The organism is Micromonospora matsumotoense (genome assembly GCF_900091525.1).
GTDB classification, from domain to species: domain Bacteria; phylum Actinomycetota; class Actinomycetes; order Mycobacteriales; family Micromonosporaceae; genus Micromonospora; species Micromonospora matsumotoensis.
The window spans coordinates 1-18,411 of the sequence record NZ_FMCU01000010.1 but is presented as its reverse complement, the minus strand read 5'-3'; the positions used below and the strand labels follow the sequence as shown (position 1 = coordinate 18,411).

At 71.1% G+C, this 18,411-nt stretch carries 18 protein-coding genes; 9 read left to right on the top strand and 9 right to left on the bottom strand.

What is annotated here, in order from left to right; translation table 11 throughout:
- Nucleotides 1-15 precede the first annotated feature (15 nt).
- The 4 genes from GA0070216_RS19830 to GA0070216_RS19815 all read right to left on the bottom strand — a co-directional run bounded on the left by GA0070216_RS19830 (nt 16) and on the right by GA0070216_RS19815 (nt 3,385).
- On the bottom strand, nt 16-948 hold the full coding sequence (locus GA0070216_RS19830) for a hypothetical protein (protein WP_091248044.1): 933 nt from the start codon (nt 946-948) through the stop codon (nt 16-18).
- Nucleotides 948-1,439, bottom strand: coding sequence for a SigE family RNA polymerase sigma factor (locus tag GA0070216_RS19825; RefSeq protein WP_091248040.1), 492 nt, complete (start codon nt 1,437-1,439; stop codon nt 948-950). The genes GA0070216_RS19830 and GA0070216_RS19825 overlap by 1 nt, the downstream gene beginning before the upstream one ends.
- A 71-nt stretch (nt 1,440-1,510) precedes the next feature.
- Complete coding sequence (locus GA0070216_RS19820) at nt 1,511-2,503, bottom strand: ketopantoate reductase family protein (RefSeq protein ID WP_091248037.1); 993 nt, start codon at nt 2,501-2,503, stop codon at nt 1,511-1,513.
- A 138-nt stretch (nt 2,504-2,641) separates the two neighbouring features.
- Nucleotides 2,642-3,385: a M50 family metallopeptidase gene (locus tag GA0070216_RS19815; RefSeq protein WP_091248034.1), complete on the bottom strand. Its 744-nt coding sequence runs from the start codon at nt 3,383-3,385 to the stop codon at nt 2,642-2,644.
- A 97-nt stretch (nt 3,386-3,482) separates the two neighbouring features.
- Between GA0070216_RS19815 and GA0070216_RS19810 the strand changes: the two genes are divergently transcribed.
- Nucleotides 3,483-3,749, top strand: a complete 267-nt coding sequence (locus GA0070216_RS19810; RefSeq protein ID WP_425413173.1) for a Uma2 family endonuclease — start codon at nt 3,483-3,485, stop codon at nt 3,747-3,749.
- Between the two features lie 169 nt (nt 3,750-3,918).
- Nucleotides 3,919-4,671, top strand: coding sequence for a GH25 family lysozyme (locus GA0070216_RS19805; RefSeq protein ID WP_091248030.1), 753 nt, complete (start codon nt 3,919-3,921; stop codon nt 4,669-4,671).
- Between the two features lie 124 nt (nt 4,672-4,795).
- Here the strand turns inward: GA0070216_RS19805 and GA0070216_RS19800 are convergent, their stop codons facing one another.
- A complete protein-coding gene (locus tag GA0070216_RS19800; RefSeq protein WP_091248028.1) occupies nt 4,796-5,029 on the bottom strand; it encodes a hypothetical protein in 234 nt (77 codons plus the stop codon).
- Nucleotides 5,030-5,121: 92 nt separating this feature from the next.
- Complete coding sequence (locus GA0070216_RS19795) at nt 5,122-7,269, bottom strand: protein kinase domain-containing protein (RefSeq protein ID WP_091248024.1); 2,148 nt, start codon at nt 7,267-7,269, stop codon at nt 5,122-5,124.
- A gap of 91 nt (nt 7,270-7,360) precedes the next feature.
- Here GA0070216_RS19795 and GA0070216_RS19790 point away from each other — a divergent pair, with 91 nt between their 5' ends.
- From GA0070216_RS19790 to GA0070216_RS19765, 5 genes are all read left to right on the top strand, one after another.
- Entirely contained in the window at nt 7,361-7,573 is a 213-nt protein-coding gene (locus tag GA0070216_RS19790) for an acyl-CoA carboxylase subunit epsilon (protein ID WP_091248023.1), read from the top strand.
- Nucleotides 7,574-7,664: 91 nt separating this feature from the next.
- Nucleotides 7,665-8,132: a hypothetical protein gene (locus GA0070216_RS19785; protein ID WP_091248022.1), complete on the top strand. Its 468-nt coding sequence runs from the start codon at nt 7,665-7,667 to the stop codon at nt 8,130-8,132.
- 1,270 nt (nt 8,133-9,402) lie between these two features.
- Complete coding sequence (mycP, locus tag GA0070216_RS19775) at nt 9,403-10,623, top strand: type VII secretion-associated serine protease mycosin (RefSeq protein ID WP_091248018.1); 1,221 nt, start codon at nt 9,403-9,405, stop codon at nt 10,621-10,623.
- A gap of 9 nt (nt 10,624-10,632) precedes the next feature.
- Complete coding sequence (locus GA0070216_RS19770; RefSeq protein WP_091248016.1) at nt 10,633-11,289, top strand: Maf family protein; 657 nt, start codon at nt 10,633-10,635, stop codon at nt 11,287-11,289.
- Nucleotides 11,290-11,298: 9 nt separating this feature from the next.
- Complete coding sequence (locus GA0070216_RS19765) at nt 11,299-11,952, top strand: O-methyltransferase (RefSeq protein ID WP_091248014.1); 654 nt, start codon at nt 11,299-11,301, stop codon at nt 11,950-11,952.
- Between the two features lie 144 nt (nt 11,953-12,096).
- Here GA0070216_RS19765 and GA0070216_RS19760 read toward each other — a convergent pair whose 3' ends face one another.
- From GA0070216_RS19760 to GA0070216_RS19750, 3 genes are all read right to left on the bottom strand, one after another.
- Complete coding sequence (locus GA0070216_RS19760) at nt 12,097-12,852, bottom strand: ABC transporter permease (protein ID WP_091248012.1); 756 nt, start codon at nt 12,850-12,852, stop codon at nt 12,097-12,099.
- Between the two features lie 17 nt (nt 12,853-12,869).
- A complete protein-coding gene (locus GA0070216_RS19755) occupies nt 12,870-13,829 on the bottom strand; it encodes an ATP-binding cassette domain-containing protein (protein ID WP_091248011.1) in 960 nt (319 codons plus the stop codon).
- A gap of 130 nt (nt 13,830-13,959) precedes the next feature.
- Nucleotides 13,960-14,568, bottom strand: coding sequence for a PadR family transcriptional regulator (locus tag GA0070216_RS19750; RefSeq protein WP_091248010.1), 609 nt, complete (start codon nt 14,566-14,568; stop codon nt 13,960-13,962).
- 148 nt (nt 14,569-14,716) lie between these two features.
- On the opposite strand from GA0070216_RS19750, the gene GA0070216_RS19745 reads away from it, so the two are divergent.
- Both GA0070216_RS19745 and GA0070216_RS19740 read left to right on the top strand, forming a co-directional pair.
- On the top strand, nt 14,717-16,468 hold the full coding sequence (locus GA0070216_RS19745; RefSeq protein WP_091248008.1) for an acetyl/propionyl/methylcrotonyl-CoA carboxylase subunit alpha: 1,752 nt from the start codon (nt 14,717-14,719) through the stop codon (nt 16,466-16,468).
- Nucleotides 16,469-16,658: 190 nt separating this feature from the next.
- On the top strand, nt 16,659-18,098 hold the full coding sequence (locus tag GA0070216_RS19740) for a GuaB1 family IMP dehydrogenase-related protein (RefSeq protein WP_091248006.1): 1,440 nt from the start codon (nt 16,659-16,661) through the stop codon (nt 18,096-18,098).
- The last annotated feature ends 313 nt before the right edge of the window (nt 18,099-18,411 follow it).

Here is an 18,411-nt window from a genome sequence, read left to right as displayed (position 1 = left end):
CCGGCGGGCGGGCCGTCAGCAGGGCCCCTCGGTGGCCGGGCAGAGCCGTTTCGCGGCGGTCCCGCCCAGCGTGATGAGGTCGGCCTGGCTCAGCCCCGGGCCGGTGCCGTCGACCCGGTCGGCGACCGTGTCCGGGGCGGGTGCGACCACCGTGACCAGGTCACCGACCCGGACCACCAGGGTGGTCTCGACGACTGGCAGCCGGCCGACCGCTTCCCCGCCGACCTGCTCACGGGGTTGCCGCGCCACGTGCCGCAGCAGCACCGACTGGTCACCGGCGAAGTCGCGCGCCGCCGGCTCCCAGCTGTGCTCCTGCTCCGTGCGCGCCGGCTGCTGATCGGCGGTCAGCATGGACGCGCTGAGGGTCCAGTCCGCGCAGGCGTTGAGCAGCCGGTCGATCTCGCCGAACAGCCACCGGCCCCGGGGCAGCTCGATCCGGTAGACGTCCTGGCTGAGCACCTTGGCGATCGGGACGTCGACGCGGGCCCCCGGGCGGAGCAGGGTCTGCGAGCGGGAGGCGCGGGACACCGGCAGTTGGGCGGCGACCTCGCGTTCCCGCCCACACGACTCGAGCAGCGGGTCGACCTGGACGGTCTCGGCCAGCCCCGTCGTGCCGAGCCTTGGCCCGGTCTTGACGGGCAGGTCGGCGGGGGTCAGTAGCGCGGCGAGGGGGATCTCCACCCGGGCCGGGACCACGACCGGAACCGAGGACCGGCTCGCGAACGGTGCCGGGGCGCCGACCGGCGCGGTGGGGGTCGGTGACCCGGTGGGCCCCCGGCTCACCGCCGTGGCGGAGCCGGCCAGCACCACGAGCACCGTCACCGCCGACAGCACCGCCGTCCGGCGGCTGCGGCGGCGGGCGCGGGCCCGGATCTCGGCCGGCTCGGGCCAGTGGACCTCACGCAGGTCCCGGTGCAGCCGGTCGACGAAGGTCAGATCCTCATCCATCAGACCTCCTCCAGGTCAGAAACGGCGAGCAGGCCGGCGAGCGCGGCGCGCCCCCGGGAGAGCCGGGCCTTGACCGTGCCCACCGGGGCTTCGGTCTCCCGGGCCACCTCGGCGACGGGCATGCCGAGCAGGTAGTACAGGGCGAGCGCGATGCGCTGTTCCTCGGGCAGTTGCCGCAGGGCGGCAACCACGTCGAGCGTGTCGGTGCCGGGGCCGGGCACGCTCTCGGTCGCCCCGTGCCGCAGGTAGGCGCGGGCCCGGCTGCGCAGGCTGCGCCAGCGGCTCACCGCGATCCGGGAGGCCACCACGCGTACCCAGGCCTCCGGGTCGTCGTACCCGCTCACCGTCGACCAGCGTTGCCAGGCCCGGACGTACGCCTCCTGCACGGCGTCCTGCGCCTCGGCCAGGTTGCCGGTGAGCGCGCAGACGAAGCCGAGCAGCCGTTGTCGGCTGCCCCGGTAGAACTCGTCGAACCCGTCGACGTCCGGCACGCTGATACCTCCCCCGTGGCGGTCGCAGGTGACACGCGCGCCGCGCCCCGGTGGGTTGCGTGCTCAGCCGATCATTCTGCGCGCTCGACGAGGTCGATCAGCTCGGCCAGCGGGAAGGTGCCGGCGGGGAGGCGTTCCTGCGCCAACCGGCGGACCGCGACCTGCACGGCGGTGTTGGCCGGTGTGGGCACCCCGTGTCGTCGGCCGAGCAGCACGATCTCACCGTTGAGGTGGTCGGCCTCGGTGGAGCCCGCCGCCCGGGTCAGGCTCTGCCAGGTCGAGCTGCCGCTGCGCGGTTGCCCGTCGACGGGCCGGGTGCCGACCCGGTCACCCCGCTCGGCCCGCTCCTCGTCCTCGGCGGGGTGCGCGATGCCGGCCGCCGCGAGCACGGCGACGCCCTCGGCCCGGACCCGGTCGAGCAGCCAGCCGGGAAGGTCGCCACCGAGCAGGGCCTGCACCCCGTTGCCGAGGTTGTTCAGCAGCTTGCCGTACTTCCACCGCATCACGTCGTCGCGGACCGGGGCGAGGAAGCCGGCAGCGGTCAGGTCCGCCGCCACCGCCGTGTCGATCTCGTCGGCACCGGCCGGATAACGGCCCACGTGCAACATCCCCGGGTACGGGTGACCGCTGGCGATCACCACACCCGGGTCGAGATGGGTGGCCGGCAGCCACACGCAGACCGGGTGGACGTGGGCGAACAGGCGCAGCGCGGTCGGCTCGTTCGCCACCCCGTTCTGCGCGGTGAACAGGGGCAGCCGCTGCCCGGCCGTGCCGCCGCCGACGACCGGGGCGTCCGCCCAGGCGTCCAGGGCGGCCCAGGTGTGCTGCGACTTGACGGTCAGCACCAGGACGGTGTCGGCCGGCAGCGGCTCCGGGCCCGGCCCGCCGGTGGCCGGCCCCCGCCAGGTCACCGACCGGTCGGGGGTACGCAGGGTGAGCCCGCGGCGGCGGATCGCGTCCAGGTGCGCACCCCGCGCCACCAACGTGACGTCGCGACCGGCCTCCCCCAGCAGTACGCCGATGGTGCCACCGACCGCGCCCGCTCCGATGATCACGTATCGCATCAGACCGATTCTGCCCCGCACCCGGCCGGCTCGACGACCCGGCACCGGTCCGGGCACCGTCCCCCGGTGCCGGTGGCCCGGCGCGGGATGCGGTCGGTGGTGCGGTCGTCGTGGGTGCGGTGGCCCGGGCGGGCGGCCTCAGAGCGGGATGCCGGCCTCGGCGAGCAGCGGACCGGCGAGCAGGACCGCGCCGACGGCGAGGGCGAACAGGTTGACCAGCCCGAAGACGACCACCCAGAGCAGCGCCGGGAAGGGCGTCAGGTGTGCCAACTGGTCGGCGTCGGATTCGGGCATCCGGCCCCGGCTGCGCAGCCGTTGCAACTCGAAGACCGGCCGGACGCCGCCGAGCAGCAGGAACCAGACCGAGGTCCAGGCGAACGCGGCCTGCACCTGCGGGGTGGCGTACCAGGAGACGATGAGCACCACACCGCCGGTGATCAGCAGGGAGAGTGCCCCGAAGACGTTGCGGACCAGCAGCAGCAGGGCGAGCAGCAGGGCCACCGCGGCCCAGAGCAGCAGGGTGATCCGGTTGCCGCCGAGCAGCAAGGCACCACCCAGGCCGACCAGCGACGGCGCGACGTACCCGGCGAGCAGGGTGAGGATCATGCCGGGGCCGGTGGGACGGCCGGCGCTGAGGGTGAGCCCGGAGGTGTCCGAGTGCAGCCGGATGCCGTGCAGTCGCCGCCCGGTCAGCAGCGCCGCCAGGGCGTGGCCGCCCTCGTGCGCGATGGTCACCGCGTTGCGGGCGACCCGCCAGGTCGTCCGGACGGCGACGACCACCAGCGCGGCCAGGGCGGTGAGCAGCACCAGCAGGGGCGGCGGGTCGGGTTGGGCGCTGAACAGCCGGTCCCAGAGGTCGCCCAGCCCGTCGATCGACACCATGGCCGGGGAGCCTACCCGGCCGGACCGCGTCGCTCGACGGTCGTCGCCTCGTACCGGGTGAGCCTGACCGGGCGGCGAGCTCGACGGGAGCCTGATCGTGAGCCCCTGCTCCGAGCAACCGGTCGCGTTGGTCTGCGAGATCGTCTCGCCGGGCAACGCCGACCGCCTGGTCAAGATGCAGCTCTACGCGATCGCCCGCATCCCGTGGTACCTGTTGGTCGAGCAGGATGGCGACGCCCACTCGCTGCGGCTGCACCGGCTCGACGGCGCGCACTACGTGGAGGACCAGGTGGCGAAGGCGGGCGAGACGTTGACCCTGGCCGAGCCGTTCCGCTGGCAGCTCGACCCGGCCGCGCTGCGCTGAACCGACCCCGTCGACCGGCGGACACCGCCGCCTACCTGGCCTGACCGATTCAGATCAGTGCCTGCAAAGTTCGGCAATCGTCGATGAAACTTTCCTTGAGCCCTCTTGCGATCAAGGATAGGAATCTCCAAAGATTGGCGTCAATCGATTGGCGTCCCTGGAGGAATCCATGACCCGTACCAGATTGTCGTTGCGCCGGCTGTTCGCCGCCGGTCTCACCGTGGCCGCCACCGCGGCCGCGGCCCTCGTCGTCACGGCCGCACCCGCGGCCGCCGCCACCACCGCCGGCGTCGACGTCTCCCGCTACCAGGGCTCCATCAACTGGACCAGCGTCCGCAACGCCGGCATCGAGTTCGCCTTCATCAAGGCCACCGAGGGTACGACCTACAAGGACCCGAACTTCAACGCCAACTACGTCAACGCCTACAACGCCGGGGTGATTCGCGGGGCCTACCACTTCGCCCTGCCGAACGCCTCATCCGGCGCCGCCCAGGCCGGCTACCTGGCCAGCAACGGTGGGGGTTGGTCGGCGGACAGCCGTACCCTGCCGGCCGCGCTCGACGTCGAGGCCAACCCGTACAGCGGCGGCACCTGCTACGGGCTGTCCACCACCGGAATGCGCAACTGGATCCAGGACTTCCTCAACACCTACCGCTCCCGCACCGGCCGGTACGCGGTCATCTACACCACCACCAGCTGGTGGAACCAGTGCACCGGCAGCTGGACCGGCCCGTGGGCCAACCACCCGCTCTGGCTGGCCCGCTGGGCCAGCACGCCGGGCACTCTGCCCGCCGGCGCCCCGGTCTGGAGCTTCTGGCAGTACACCAGCTCCGGCAGCGTCTCCGGGATCCCTGGCAACGTCGACCGCAACTACTGGAACGGCGACCGCTCCCGGCTGATCGCGCTGGCGAACAACACCTGACCACTGCCGGACACGGCTCGGCGGCAGCGGGACCGGTCATCACCGAAGGGTCGATGACCGGTCCGACTGCCGCCGTCGTGGTGGGTGACCGGTGTGCCTGCCGACCGGTCAGTCGGCTGTCGGGTCAGGCGCTCTTGCGGCTGGTCAACGGCACGGTCACGGCGTCGGTGCCGGTGGTCATCGCGGTCCGCCGGCTCAGCCGCCAGGCGGCGACCCCGGCGGCGGCGACCGTCACGACGGCGACCAGGGTGACCAGCGCGGCCACCCCCGCGCTCAACAGCAGCAGGACGACATCGCCGAGGGCGACGAGCATCCACAGTGCCAGCCTGGGTCGGGCGTCCCTGCGTCGGTAACTCATCTCGCTACCTCCTTCCGTCGTCCCAGGACAGATACCCCGTACGACCGGAAGTCATGCGAAACGATTTCACCCCCGGCGGGAATCCTCCGGGATCAGTTCTTCCGGTCCGGGACGAACCGGCTGGTGATCAGGGCGAAGTTGTCGAGGTTGGCGTTCCAGTCCTTCGCCGCCACCTCCCAGCGCAGCCCGTATCCCCGGTTGGTGGCGGTGACGAAACCCCGGTTACGGACGTGGATGCGGGTGTTGTCCCGGCTCTCCAACCAGTCCCAGTCGGCGCAGGTGCGGTAGCCGCCACACGCCTTGATGTCGAGGTACTGGTAGGCGTTGACGTAGTTCTTCCGGGCCGGTTCCTTGTCCTTCCAGTCGGCGACCGCGTCCTTGAGTGGGCTGGACGTCCACTGGATGAGCAGTTCCCGCACCCCGCCCGGCTCGGTGATGACCACCGAGTCGGAACGGACGCTGCGTCGCCAGCCCTTCGGGACCGGCACGCTGAACGTCGGCCCCTTGTACATCTCCCAACCCACCGGCAGCGCGTTCGGGTCGGCGGAGGGGGTGGCCGACGGCGTCGGGCTGGGCGGGGCGCTCGTCGGTGGCGGGGCCGCCGGAGCCGACGTCGGGGCGGCGGAGGACGCGGCGGCGCTCGTCGGGTCGGCCTGCGGGGTCCCGTTCCCCGGGTCGTCGGAGCTGGTCAGCAACGGGACCGCCAGCGCCAACCCCACCAGCAGCACCGCGACCAGCGCGCCGATCAGCAGGTTACGTCGCTTGTGGTCCGACGGCGTCCCGTCGTACACCGGGACGGACGCGACCCCGGCGGACCGGGCGGGCGGGCTGACCGGCGCGTCCAGCACGGCGGTCGGGTTGCCCGGTGGGGGCGGGTCGACCCGGCCGGCGCCGGCCGACGGGGAGATCTTGCTGGTCGACGCGGCGTCGGCACCGGCCGGCGCGGCAGCCTTGCTGGCCGGCGCGGTGGCCGCGGCGGCCTCGCCAGGCGGAGGACTGTCGGCCGGAACCCCCGGGCCGGTCGACACGGCGTCGGCCTCGATCGGCGGGGTGACCTTCGTGGTCGGGTCGGCATCCACCCCGGCCGGCACCGTCGCGGTGGCGTCCGCACCTGCGGCCGACGCCCCGGTGACGACGGTCGCCTCCGCTGCGCCACCCGTCGAGGCGGCACCGCCCGCCATGGCCCGCGTGGCGGCGCTGTCGTTCGCGGCGGCACTGTCCGACGCCGCCTTCGCGGCCGCTGCCTTCGCGGCTGCGGTGCCGGTGGCGGCCCCCGCTGCGGAGGCCACCGACGGCGAGGTCCTCGCGCCGGTCCCGCCCTCCGCCGGGCGGGGCGCCGGCACCACCGGTACACGCGGCTCGCGCGGACCGTTCGGCCCCGGCCGGCGTACCCCGTCGAGCAGTGAGATGCCCCTGGCGCGCTTGCCGGCGGCCCGCCGCAGCATGCGCTCCGCCACCTCGGCGGTGATCCGTTCGGTCGGGTCCTTGCGGAGCAGGCCGATCAGGACCGGCTTCAACGGGCCGGCGTTCTTGGCCGGCGGCAACGGCTCGGTCGCCAGCGCAGCCAGGGTGCCGATCGCCGACGGCCGGGCGTACGGCGACTTGCCCTCCACCGCGGCGTAGAGCGTCGCCCCCAACGACCAGAGATCCGCCTCCGGGCCGGCGGTGCCGTCCCGGGCCCGCTCCGGCGCGATGTACGCGGGCGAACCGAGCACCATGCCCGTGCGGGTGACGTTCGGGTCGCCGGGAATGGTGGCCAGTCCGAAATCGGTCAGCACCACCCGGCCGTCGGTGCCCAGCAACACGTTGCCCGGCTTGACGTCCCGGTGCATCACACCGGCCTTGTGGGCGGACTTCAGCGCGCCCAGCACGCCCAGGCCGATCTCCACCGCGCGGGCCGGGGTCACCGGCCCGTCCTCGGCGAGGGTGTCCTGCAACGACTTCGACGCCACGTACTCCATGACGATCCACGGGTCGCCGTCGGTGCGCAGCACGTCGAAGATGCGGACCACGTTGACGTGGTTGAGCCGGGCGATCGCCCGCGCCTCGCGCAGCGACCGCTCCCGCATCTCGCGGCGCTCGTCGTCGGTCAGACTGGGCGGTGGGACGAGCTCCTTGATGGCGACGTCCCGGTGCAGGACCTCGTCGCGCGCCTTCCAGACCCGGCCCATGCCACCTTGACCGAGCGGCGAGAGCAGCCGGTACCGGTCAGCGACGAGTGAGGAAGGTACGTCAGACATCGGTGAGACCGTACCCGGCCGCGCCAATGCGCACACCGCCGGCACGCCACTGTGCGACGTGGGTCAACTTGTCGACGCGTACCCTGGCGTCATGTCTGCCGAAGAGCCGCTGTTCCGGGTCGTCCGGGGGGTGCCGACCGCCGAGGAGTTGGCCGCGCTGGTCGGCGCACTCACCCTCCGTTCCCGGTCGGCCGGCACACCCGCGCCGGCGGCGAGGTCTTCGTGGGCCCACAGCGCCCGTCCGGTCGGCGCGGCTCCCGCGCCCGGTCGTGGCGCCTGGCGTACCTCCGGCCTGCCCCGCTGACGGTCGGGACCGCCCGCCGGGGGCTGCCGGGATCGCCACCCAGCCACTAGCCTCACTCTGGGAAACGGTGTCGTGACAGTCGGGAGGACCAGTGATCCCTGAGGAGGGCCGCCCAGCTTCCTGGCTGGGCAACTACGGCGGCATCGAGGCCGACATCCGCCAGATGCGGGAGTTCGCCGACCACCTCCAGGCCGAGGTCGAGCGGAACTACACGCCGCACCTGCGCTACATCGCCGACGACATGACCACCGCCGTGCCCAACCCGTGCGATGCGTTCATCGAGCTGGTCCACTTCCTCCAGGCGCACTGGGAGACCCAGCAGGCCACCTCCGACCTGGTGCACGGCCTGGCCGGCGCCACCGGTCGGCTGGCGACCGCCGCCAACCGGATCGCCACCGACTACCAGGGTGCCGACGCCTTCGCCAACGCCCGGGTGACCGACGTCGAACGCGCCCTGCACGGCGCGCAGGCCACCGCGGCCACCCTCGCCGGCCGCTCCTCGTGGACGGCACCCGAGCCCAACAGCCCCGAGAACCCGGGTCCGGTGGTGCTGCCGTGATCGAACGGGGCAGCGGCCGTACGTCCGGCCTCACCGACTGGCAACTGATGGACGTGCTCAGCATGTGGGCCTGCCTCCAGGACCAGGAGACCCCGGGGCACTGGAAGCACGTCGCCGGGTGGCGCAAGGTCTGCGACCTGGCCCAGACCCACCTGCGGCGACTCCAGCAGTACCGCAGTGGGCTCGCCGAGGCGTGGCCGCCCGCCACGAACGCCGCCGCCAGGACGTACCTCGGTGAGCTGGACGAGCTGATCAGCAAGGTGCAGCACACCCACGACACGGCCGCCGCCAACCACGACGCCCTCGCCGCCGCCGCCCGCGCCATCGACAGCACCAGACCAGAGCTGAAGCGGCTGTACGACGACTACGCCGGAAAGCTCACCCGGAAGCGGGGGTACGAAGCGACTCTTGCTGATCCCAAGGCAGCTGCGGGCAGCCGGGTGGTGGACCCGCCGGTGACCGACGCCGACCTGGAGAAGCTGAACGTGCAGGCGCGCGGGATCATGTTCGGGCTCAGCGGCGAACTCCAACAAGCACAAGCAATGCTCCAAAAACCCTCCGCTTCACCCCCCAGGCTCCCATCGAAGGACCCGTCCAATTCGGACATCTATGGCAGCACCGGGCCTGCCATCGCAATTCCACCCATAGTTCCTGTACCGACTTCGGGAAGCAGCGGCGCGAACAGCAGTCGGTCACCAGCCATAAGGCAAAATGCTCCGACTCCGCCTACCCCTCGAAGCGGTCCAGTACTGGGCAGCACAGGCGTTGCATCTCGTCAGCCCGTTACTCCAGGAACAAGCTCACCGCCTTCAGTGGGACCACCCCCTAACGGCAGGCCACCATCATCTCTGCCGCCCATAACACCCTTACCGGGTCGCCCAAATCATACCCAGACCCAGAAGTGGCTGAACGCAAACCCAATTCAGCCATTCACAGAAGGGCACCAAGGAGTTCCCCAAAGGACGCCACCGCCCCAAATGCCTTCGAATGGAGTAATCGGTGGCACTCCCGGTATGGGCTTCACCCAACAACCAGGGAATCCTCCACCACGAAGGATCAATCCAATTGGTGGTGTAATCGGTGGCGGGGCAGCCGGAACTACACCAACCGGAGGAGCTGGCTCGCGACCCGGCGGAGGGCGGCAACCAGGCGGAACTCATATTCCCCCCCTCGGGGGTGGCCCTACCGGCACTACCGGATCGATGCCGGGCGGGAGTGGCCGAAGTGGCAGATTTGACGAGACGAATCGGCGCTGGAACCCCGACCAGCCATGGGAAGTGGAAGAGGGCGTAACGCCGATCGTTCGGCCACCAGACGACGGCGGCCCGATAGATCCTGGCCCGGCAATTGGCTTCAATCGGTGAAGCGCTTTCTTATTATCACGACAACCGCAGCCATAACGCTCACCAATTTATTTCCTTACAGCAAGGTTCAAGCAGATGATTTAAGTCAAATTCGGAAAGACCAATGGCATCTCAATTATCTCAAGGCAGCAGAAGCGCAGTCCATCAGCCAGGGGGAAGGCGTCATAGTCGCGGTTCCAGACACTGGCGTATCACCACATCCAGACCTATCCAGCAATCTTCTCCGAGGAGTGGACCTGGCAGGAGGTGGCATTGACGGAAAGCGAGACCGCGACGGTCATGGAACTGGCATGGCTGGTCTAATTGCAGCCCACGGAAAGGGGCACCAAGGGGCGCTAGGCATCGCGCCCAAGGCCAAGATCTTGCCCATACATGTATCATCGAAAGGAGGTTCAACCGCGGATGCAATGGCTGCAGGCATCGAGTACGCAACCCGGCAGGGCGCGCAAGTGGTTTGCATCTCCAGTGGAGGGGCCTCAAATGTTCGCCTACGTCAGGCAGTCAAAGCCGCACTTCAGGCCAACGTAATTATTGTTGCAGCTGCCGGCAATACGCCCGACGACAGTGCTGTAATATACCCCGCAGCAGAGAATGGCGTACTGGCAGTGGCTGGCGTTGGCCGAAACGGTGCGCATGCCCCAGTTTCTGTGAGTGGTCCCGAAATTGACGTTGTGGCACCGGCGGTGGACATCTACAGCACCAGCATCAACGGTAAGTACCGCAAGGGAACCGGCACGTCCGATGCCACTGCCATTGTCGCCGGGGCGGCGGCGCTGGTCCGCTCGAAATACCCCTACCTCCCCGCCGCCGAGGTCGTACACCGGCTCACGGCGACCGCTGTCGACAAGGGCCCTCCCGGCCGCGACGACGAGTACGGCTACGGCGTCATCGACCTGGTGGCCGCGCTCACTGCCGACGTCCCACCCCTGGGCTTCGAGAGCACGACGGCCACCCCGCCGAAGACCGGGGCGACGAGCGCAGCAGCACAGCCGGCCGGCGGCGACGACGTTGGTGCTGCCGTGCGGGGGTGGGCGACGTTGGGGGTGATCGTGGCGGCCGGGTGCGGATTCCTGGTGTGGCGTCGACGTCGACGTGCCGACGACCCGCCACCACGGATCAGCCGGTAGCGTCGGCCCGTGTCCAACTCCTTGCCGCTCCGCCTCGTGCTCGCCTCGCAGAGTCCCGCCCGCCGCAAGTTGCTCCAGGCGGCCGGGATCGAACCCGATGTGCTGGTGAGTGGGGTCGACGAGTCCCAGGTGATCGCGGAACGGGCCGAGGATCTCTGCCTGGAGTTGGCTCGGTTGAAGGCGCAGGCCGTGTCCGACCGGCTGCGCTCCACTGCGGACGAGCGGACGCTGGTGCTGGGGTGCGACTCGGTGCTCGCGTTCGACGGTGAGATCCTGGGCAAGCCGGACGACGCAGCCGACGCGACCCGACGATGGCAGCGGATGCGCGGGCGCAGCGGGGTGCTGCACACCGGGCACTGCCTGATCGACATGGTGCACGAGTCCCGTGCGGAGGCGGTGGCCTCGACGGTCGTGCACTTCGCCGACGTGACCGACGCGGAGATCGCCGCGTACGTGGCCACGGGTGAGCCGTTGGCGGTGGCCGGGGCGTTCACCATCGACGGGTTGGGTGGGGCGTTCCTGAACGGGATCGAGGGTGATCCGGGAACGGTGGTCGGATTGTCGTTGCCGCTGCTCCGTGGCCTGCTGCGCGATCTGGAGCTGAGCATCACCGACCTGTGGACGAAGGTCGCGCCGGGCGCCCAGGAGATCGAGCCGCTGGGCTAACGTCCGGTCATGACCTCGAAGTCGTTGCCGCTGACGCCGGAACTGCACGCCTACCTCGTCGCTCACGGTTCTCCGCCGGACGAGATCATCCGCGACCTGGCGGAGGAGACCCGCGCGGTACTGCCGGCACACGCCGAAATGCAGGTGGCGCCGGAGCAGGCGGCGTTCCTTACCTTCCTGACCCGGCTGCTGGGTGCCCGGCAGGCCGTCGAGGTGGGTACGTTCACCGGGCTCTCGTCGCTGGCGATCGCCCGTGGATTGCCCGAGGACGGTCGGCTGACCTGCTTCGACATCTCGGAGGAGTTCACCGGCATCGCCCGGTCGTACTGGCAGCGCGCGGGGGTGGCCGACCGGATCGAGTTGCGCATCGGCCCGGCTGCCGAGACGCTGCGGGAGCTGCCGCACGAGCGTTACCTGGACTTCGCCTTCATCGACGCCGACAAGACCGGCTACCCGGTCTACTGGGCCGAGTTGGTGCCCCGGATGCGCCCCGGCGCGGTCATCGCGGTCGACAACACCCTGCGCGGCGGCCGGGTGCTCGCCCCACGTGACGCCGCCGACCGGGCGATCGCCGCCTTCAACGACGAGGTGCTCGCCGACGTCCGCGTCGACGCGGTGCTGCTCCCCCTCGCCGACGGCGTCACCCTCGCCCGGGTGCACTGACCGCTCCACCCGGGTCGCCTGCCTAGATCAACTCCCCTGGGCCGATATAGCGGTGTCCAGTACACGTCGACACCGCTATATCGGCGACATTGAGTCGATCAAGGGCGCACGAGCCACGTCGAGGTCGGGTGCGGCGGCGTCTCGTCAGCGGACGCTGCGGGCGAACTGCCGGGCCGCCCAGAAGACCCCGGCGGCGGCGAGCACCGCGATGATGGCCAGCCCCTGCCACACCTTGTCGTTGGCGAGGTCACCGGCGAACAGCGCCCGGGTGCCGTCGACGGCCCAGGAGAACGGGTTCCACTCGGCCACCCCCTGGAGCCAGCCCGGGGCGAAGGTCAGCGGCAGCAGGATGCCGGAGAGCAGCAGCACCGGCTGGGCCACGGTGTTCATCAGCGGGGCGAGGGCGTCCTCGCTCTTGACCTTGAGCGCGACGCCGTACGAGACGGCCGAGGTCATCAGCGCGATCAGGGCCAGCATCAGGTACGCCAGCAGCAGGTCGCCGATGAAGACACGCAGGTCGAACAGGAGCGCCAGCAGCGTGATGATCACCGCCTGCACGAGCAGCGAGACGACGTCGCGCAGGGAGCGGCCGAGCAGCAGGGCGAGCCGGCTGATCGGGGTGACCCGGGACCGCTCGATGACCCCGGCACGCAGCTCGGCGATCAGGCCGAAGCCCTGGAACAGCCCGCCGAAGATGGCGAGCAGCACCAGCAGGCCGGGTACGAAGATCTTGTAGGCGGCGGCCTGGGTGGGCGCGTTCAGCGCCGGCTTGAGCAGCGGGGCGAAGAGCAGCAGGTACATCACCGGCTGGAAGACGCCGACGAAGACCCACACCGGGTTGCGCAGCAGCAGTTGGAGTTGACGTTGGAAGATCAGCCAGGTGTCGCGGGCGAGTTTCATGCGTGGTCTCCGGGGTCTCAGGACTCGCGCAGCGAGCGGCCGGTCTTGGTGAGAAAGACGTCGTCGAGGCTGGGTCGGTGCAGCTCGATCGAGGTCATGGACAGCCCGGCGTGGTCGAGCCGGCGCAGGATCTGCGGGATGGCGGTGGCTCCCTCGTCGACATAGAGGCGCAGCCCACCCTCGTCGGCGGTCTCCAGCTTGTTGAGGTACTCCTCGCCGTCGAGGAGCTGGGCGGCCTGCGGGGTGCTCGCGAGGTCGAGGCCGACGAGCACCACGTCGCCGGAGATCTCCCGCTTCAGCTCGGCCGGGGTGCCCTCGGCGACCACCTCACCGTGATCCATGATCGCGATCCGGTCGCAGAGCGCGTCGGCCTCGTCGAGGTAGTGGGTGGTGATGAAGACGGTCATCCCCTCGGTGCGCAACCGGCGGATCTCGTCCCACATGTGCGCGCGGCTCTGCGGGTCGAGGCCGGTGGTCGGCTCGTCCAGAAAGACGATCTTCGGCTCGTGGATGATGCCGAGCGCGATCTCCACCCGCCGCCGCTGGCCGCCCGAGTAGGTCTTGCACTTACGGTCGGCGTACTCGGTGAGCTGGAAGGCATCCAGGGCGCGGACGGCGCGTCGGTGCGCGTCGGCCTTGCCGATGCCGTACATCCGGGCGTGCAGGACCAACTCCTCGCGGGCGGTGCACTCGTCCCAGGTGCTGCCGCCCTGGGCGACGTAACCGATCCGGCGGCGCACCTCGGCCGGCTCCTTGCGCAGGTCCGCGCCGGCGATGGTGGCATCGCCGCCGTCCGGTGCGATCAGCGTGGCGAGCATCCGCAGGGTGGTGGTCTTGCCGGCACCGTTGGGGCCGAGGAAGCCGAAGATCTCCCCTGCGGGGACCTGAAGGTTCACCCCCCGTACGGCGTCGACCGTTTTCGTCTCCCGACCCTGCCGGGAGCGGAACGACTTCCGCAGCCCCCTGGTCTCGATCATTTCTACTCCTGGTCGTCCGGGCCGGGTCGTGCCGGCCACCGTCTGCCCCCGGGACGCCATGCGGCGCGCTCCCCACCATCGGGCAAGGAGCAGGCTAACGCGATATAGCTTCTATAGTCAACGTTGGCTATTACTTCTTGGTGCCGCTCGATGGACCACCGTCGGTCCAGCCCGGCCAGCCCTCCGTCCCGGCCACCCCAGCAGGCAGGTACGACACTCCCGACTCGATCCGCTCGGCGATCCGCCCGCACCACGCCACCTCCGCCTCGGCCCGGGCCAGCCACAGCTCGAACATCCAGCTCACGTGCACCGGCTTGCTGTTGCGCACCCAGTCCGAGTCCAACGAGGCACGCATCGATTCGACACCGGCCCGCAGCAGGTTCGCCCGGTTACGCAGCGCCGCCGCCGCCTCCTCCCGGGGCATCGCCGGCAGGAACGAGAAGGCCACCGTGAACGGGTCGACCACCTCGTGCAACTGCCACCACTGCGCCCGCAGCAGGGTCTCGAACTCCTCGTCCCCCTTCTGCGTCACCTCGTACGTGGTGCGCGCCGGGCGGGCGCCGACCTGCTCGGTGGCGACCGCACGCAACAGCCCCTCCTCGGTCAGCTTGCGTAGCGCGTGATAGATCGAGCCGGGCTGCACGTTCGCCCACTTGTCGGCGCTCCAGCTCAGCAGCTCGCGGCGAACGTCGTAACCGTGCACGGGCTGCATCCACCGGACCAGCCCCAGGATCATCAACCGAGTCGCAGACACCGCACAAGCGTAATAACCAAGTTTGACTAGCTCACCGCGCCCATAGTGCGGCATCCCACACTGAGTGATCGTTCGGGGCGCTCCCGGCCTGCCGATACACTCCCCAGGCAACGACCCCGGGAGGAGCACCAAGGTGCGCAAGGTTCTCATCGCCAACCGTGGAGAGATCGCCGTCCGCGTCATCCGGGCCTGCCGCGACGCCGGTCTGGACAGCGTCGCCGTCTACGCGGACTCCGACCGGGACGCCCTGCACACCACCCTCGCCGATGAGGCGTACGCCCTGGGGGGCGACACCGCCGCCGACAGTTACCTGCGCATCGACAAGCTGATCGAGGTGGCCCGGCAGGCCGACGCGGACGCCGTGCACCCCGGTTACGGCTTCCTCTCCGAGAACGCCGACTTCGCCCAGGCGGTCATCGACGCACGCCTGACCTGGATCGGCCCCACCCCGCAGGCGATCCGCGACCTCGGCGACAAGGTGACCGCCCGGCACCTCGCCCAACGGGCCGGCGCCCCCCTGGTCCCCGGCACCCCCGACCCGGTCGCCGACGCCGACGAGGTGACCGCCTTCGCCGTCGCACACGGCCTGCCGGTCGCCATCAAGGCCGCCTTCGGCGGCGGCGGGCGCGGCCTCAAGGTGGCCCGCACCCTGGAGGAGATCCCGCACCTGTTCGAGTCGGCCACCCGGGAGGCCGTCGCCGCGTTCGGCCGGGGCGAGTGCTTCGTCGAGCGCTACCTGGACCAGCCCCGGCACGTCGAGGCGCAGGTCCTGGCCGACCAGCACGGCAACGTGATCGTGGTCGGCACCCGGGACTGCTCCCTGCAACGCCGGCACCAGAAGCTGGTCGAGGAGGCCCCCGCACCATTCCTCACCGCCGCGCAGCGCGCCCAGATCCACGACAGCGCCAAGGCGATCTGCCGGGAGGCCGGCTACCACGGCGCCGGCACGGTCGAATACCTGGTGGGCGTGGACGGCACCATCTCCTTCCTGGAGGTCAACACCCGGCTCCAGGTGGAGCACCCGGTCACCGAGGAGACCGCCGGCGTCGACCTGGTCCGCGAGCAGTTCCGGATCGCCGACGGCGAGAAGCTGCGGTTCACCGGGGACCCGACCCCGCGCGGGCACGCCATCGAGTTCCGGATCAACGGCGAGGACCCGGGCCGCAACTTCCTCCCCGCCCCCGGCACCATCACCGCGCTGCGCCTACCCACCGGTCCCGGCGTACGGGTCGACACCGGTGTCCGCGCCGGTGACGTCATCGGCGGCAACTTCGACTCGCTGCTGGCCAAGGTGATCGTCACCGGCGAGACCCGCGCCGAAGCGATCGAGCGGGCCCGCCGGGTGCTCGACGAGATGGTCGTCGAGGGGATGGCCACGGCGCTGCCGTTCCACCGTCTCGTCGTACGCGACCCGGCGTTCACCGCCGAGCCGTTCACCGTGCACACCCGGTGGATCGAGACCGAGTTCGACAACACCGTCCCGGCGTTCACCGCCACCGCCGACGCCGCCGACCCGGTGGCCCCCCGCGAGACCGTCGTGGTCGAGGTGGGTGGCAAGCGGCTGGAGGTCACCCTCCCCGCCGGCCTCGCCGGGGGTACGACCACCGCCGCCCCCGCCACCCGCCGGCCGGCCCGCCGCGGCGGTGGGACCAACACGGGCGCGGCGGTCAGCGGCGACGCGCTCACCTCGCCCATGCAGGGCACCATCGTCAAGATCGCCGTCGCGGACGGGGACACCGTCGCCGAGGGTGACCTGGTCGTCGTCCTGGAGGCGATGAAGATGGAGCAGCCACTGCACGCCCACCGGGCCGGTACGGTCGCCGGGCTGGCCGCCGAGGTCGGCGCGGTACTCACCGCCGGTGCGGCGATCTGCACCATCTCCTGAACCGGGCCCCTCGCGCCCCATCGGCCAGCGGCAGGTTCGGGGCAACCCGGTCCCGGTGACCGTGGTGCCCCTGCGCGGCCCGGTGCGGTGCGTCGTCGACCGACCGACGGGCCGGACGCCTCCAGCGGAGGCAGGGTGGTGTGGGCCACCGACGGCGGCGGGACGGGCCGGGAGCGGGAATGATGGCGGGGTGAGGTTCCTTCATGGCGCGGTCCCCGCACACGACCTGACCTACAACGACGTCTTCATGGCGCCGGCCCGTTCCGAGGTGGGTTCGCGGCTCGACGTCGACCTGTCCACCGCCGACGGCACCGGCACCACCATTCCGCTGGTGGTGGCCAACATGACCGCGGTGGCCGGCCGGCGGATGGCCGAGACGGTGGCCCGGCGCGGTGCGATCGCGGTGATCCCGCAGGACATCCCGATCGAGGTGGTCGCCACCGTGGTCGACTGGGTCAAGCAGCGGCACCTGGTGCACGACACCCCGATCACGCTCGGCCCGACCGACACCGTCGGCGACGCCATCCACCTGCTGCCCAAGAAGTCGCACGGCGCGGTGGTGGTGATCGACGAGGCCGGCCGGCCGGTGGGCGTGGTCACCGAGGCGGACACCCACGAGGTGGACCGGTTCGCCCAGCTCCAGCATGTGATGTCCACCGAGCTGCACACCGTGCCGGCCGACGCCGACCCGCGTACCGGATTCGAGCGGCTCCACGCGGGGCGGCGTCGGCTGGCCCCCGTGGTGGACGCCGACGGCCGCCTGGTCGGGGTGCTCACCCGGCAGGGCGCGCTGCGGGCCACCCTCTACCGCCCGGCCGTCGACGACCGGGGCCGGCTGCGGATCGCGGCGGCGGTCGGCATCAACGGCGACGTCACCGGCAAGGCCGAGGCGCTGCTCGCGGCGGGGGTCGACACCCTGGTGGTGGACACCGCGCACGGGCACCAACGGCGGATGATCTCCGCACTGCGGGCGGTCCGTAAGCTCGACCCGCCGGTGCCGGTGGCGGCCGGCAACGTGGTCACCGCCGACGGGGTACGCGACCTGATCGAGGCGGGTGCGGACATCGTCAAGGTCGGGGTCGGGCCGGGTGCGATGTGCACCACCCGGATGATGACCGGGGTCGGCCGGCCACAGTTCTCGGCGGTGCTGGACTGCGCGGCGGCGGCCCGCGCACTGGGCCGGCACGTCTGGGCCGACGGCGGGGTCCGGCACCCCCGGGACGTGGCGTTGGCGCTGGCCGCCGGGGCATCCAACGTGATGGTCGGTTCCTGGTTCGCCGGCACCTACGAGTCGCCGGGTGACCTCTACACCGAGCCGGACGGCCGACGCTACAAGGAGAGTTTCGGGATGGCCTCGTCGCGTGCGGTCAGCGCCCGGACCGCCGAGGACAGCGCCTTCGACCGGGCCCGCAAGGCGATCTTCGAGGAGGGCATCTCCACCGCCCGGATGTACCTGGACCCGGCCCGCCCCGGCGTCGAGGACCTGATCGACGAGATCATCTCCGGGGTACGCAGCGCCTGCACCTACGCGGGCGCCCGCTCCCTGGACGAGTTCCACGAGCGCGCCCTGGTCGGCGTCCAGAGCACCGCCGGCTACACCGAAGGCATGCCCCTCCCCACCAGCTGGTAACCCCCCTCCCCCCCTCCCCCCTCCCCCCTCCCCGCCCTCCCCCTCTCTGCCCTGCCCCGCCCCGCCCCGCACGAGTTGATCAAGAGGTTTACGTCACCCACCACGAATCTCCTGACGCAAACCTCTTGATCAACGCCCCGACCCTTCACCCGCTCGGGTGATCAAGAGGTTTGCGTCAGCTGAGGCGGGTGGGGTGACGTAAACCTCTTGATCAACGGGGCTGGGAGAGAGGCGGGGCGGGGCAGCCAGGCGGGAGGGCGGCGGGGCGGGGCAGGGCGGCGGGGCGGCGGGGCGGGGCGGGGCGGCGGGGGAC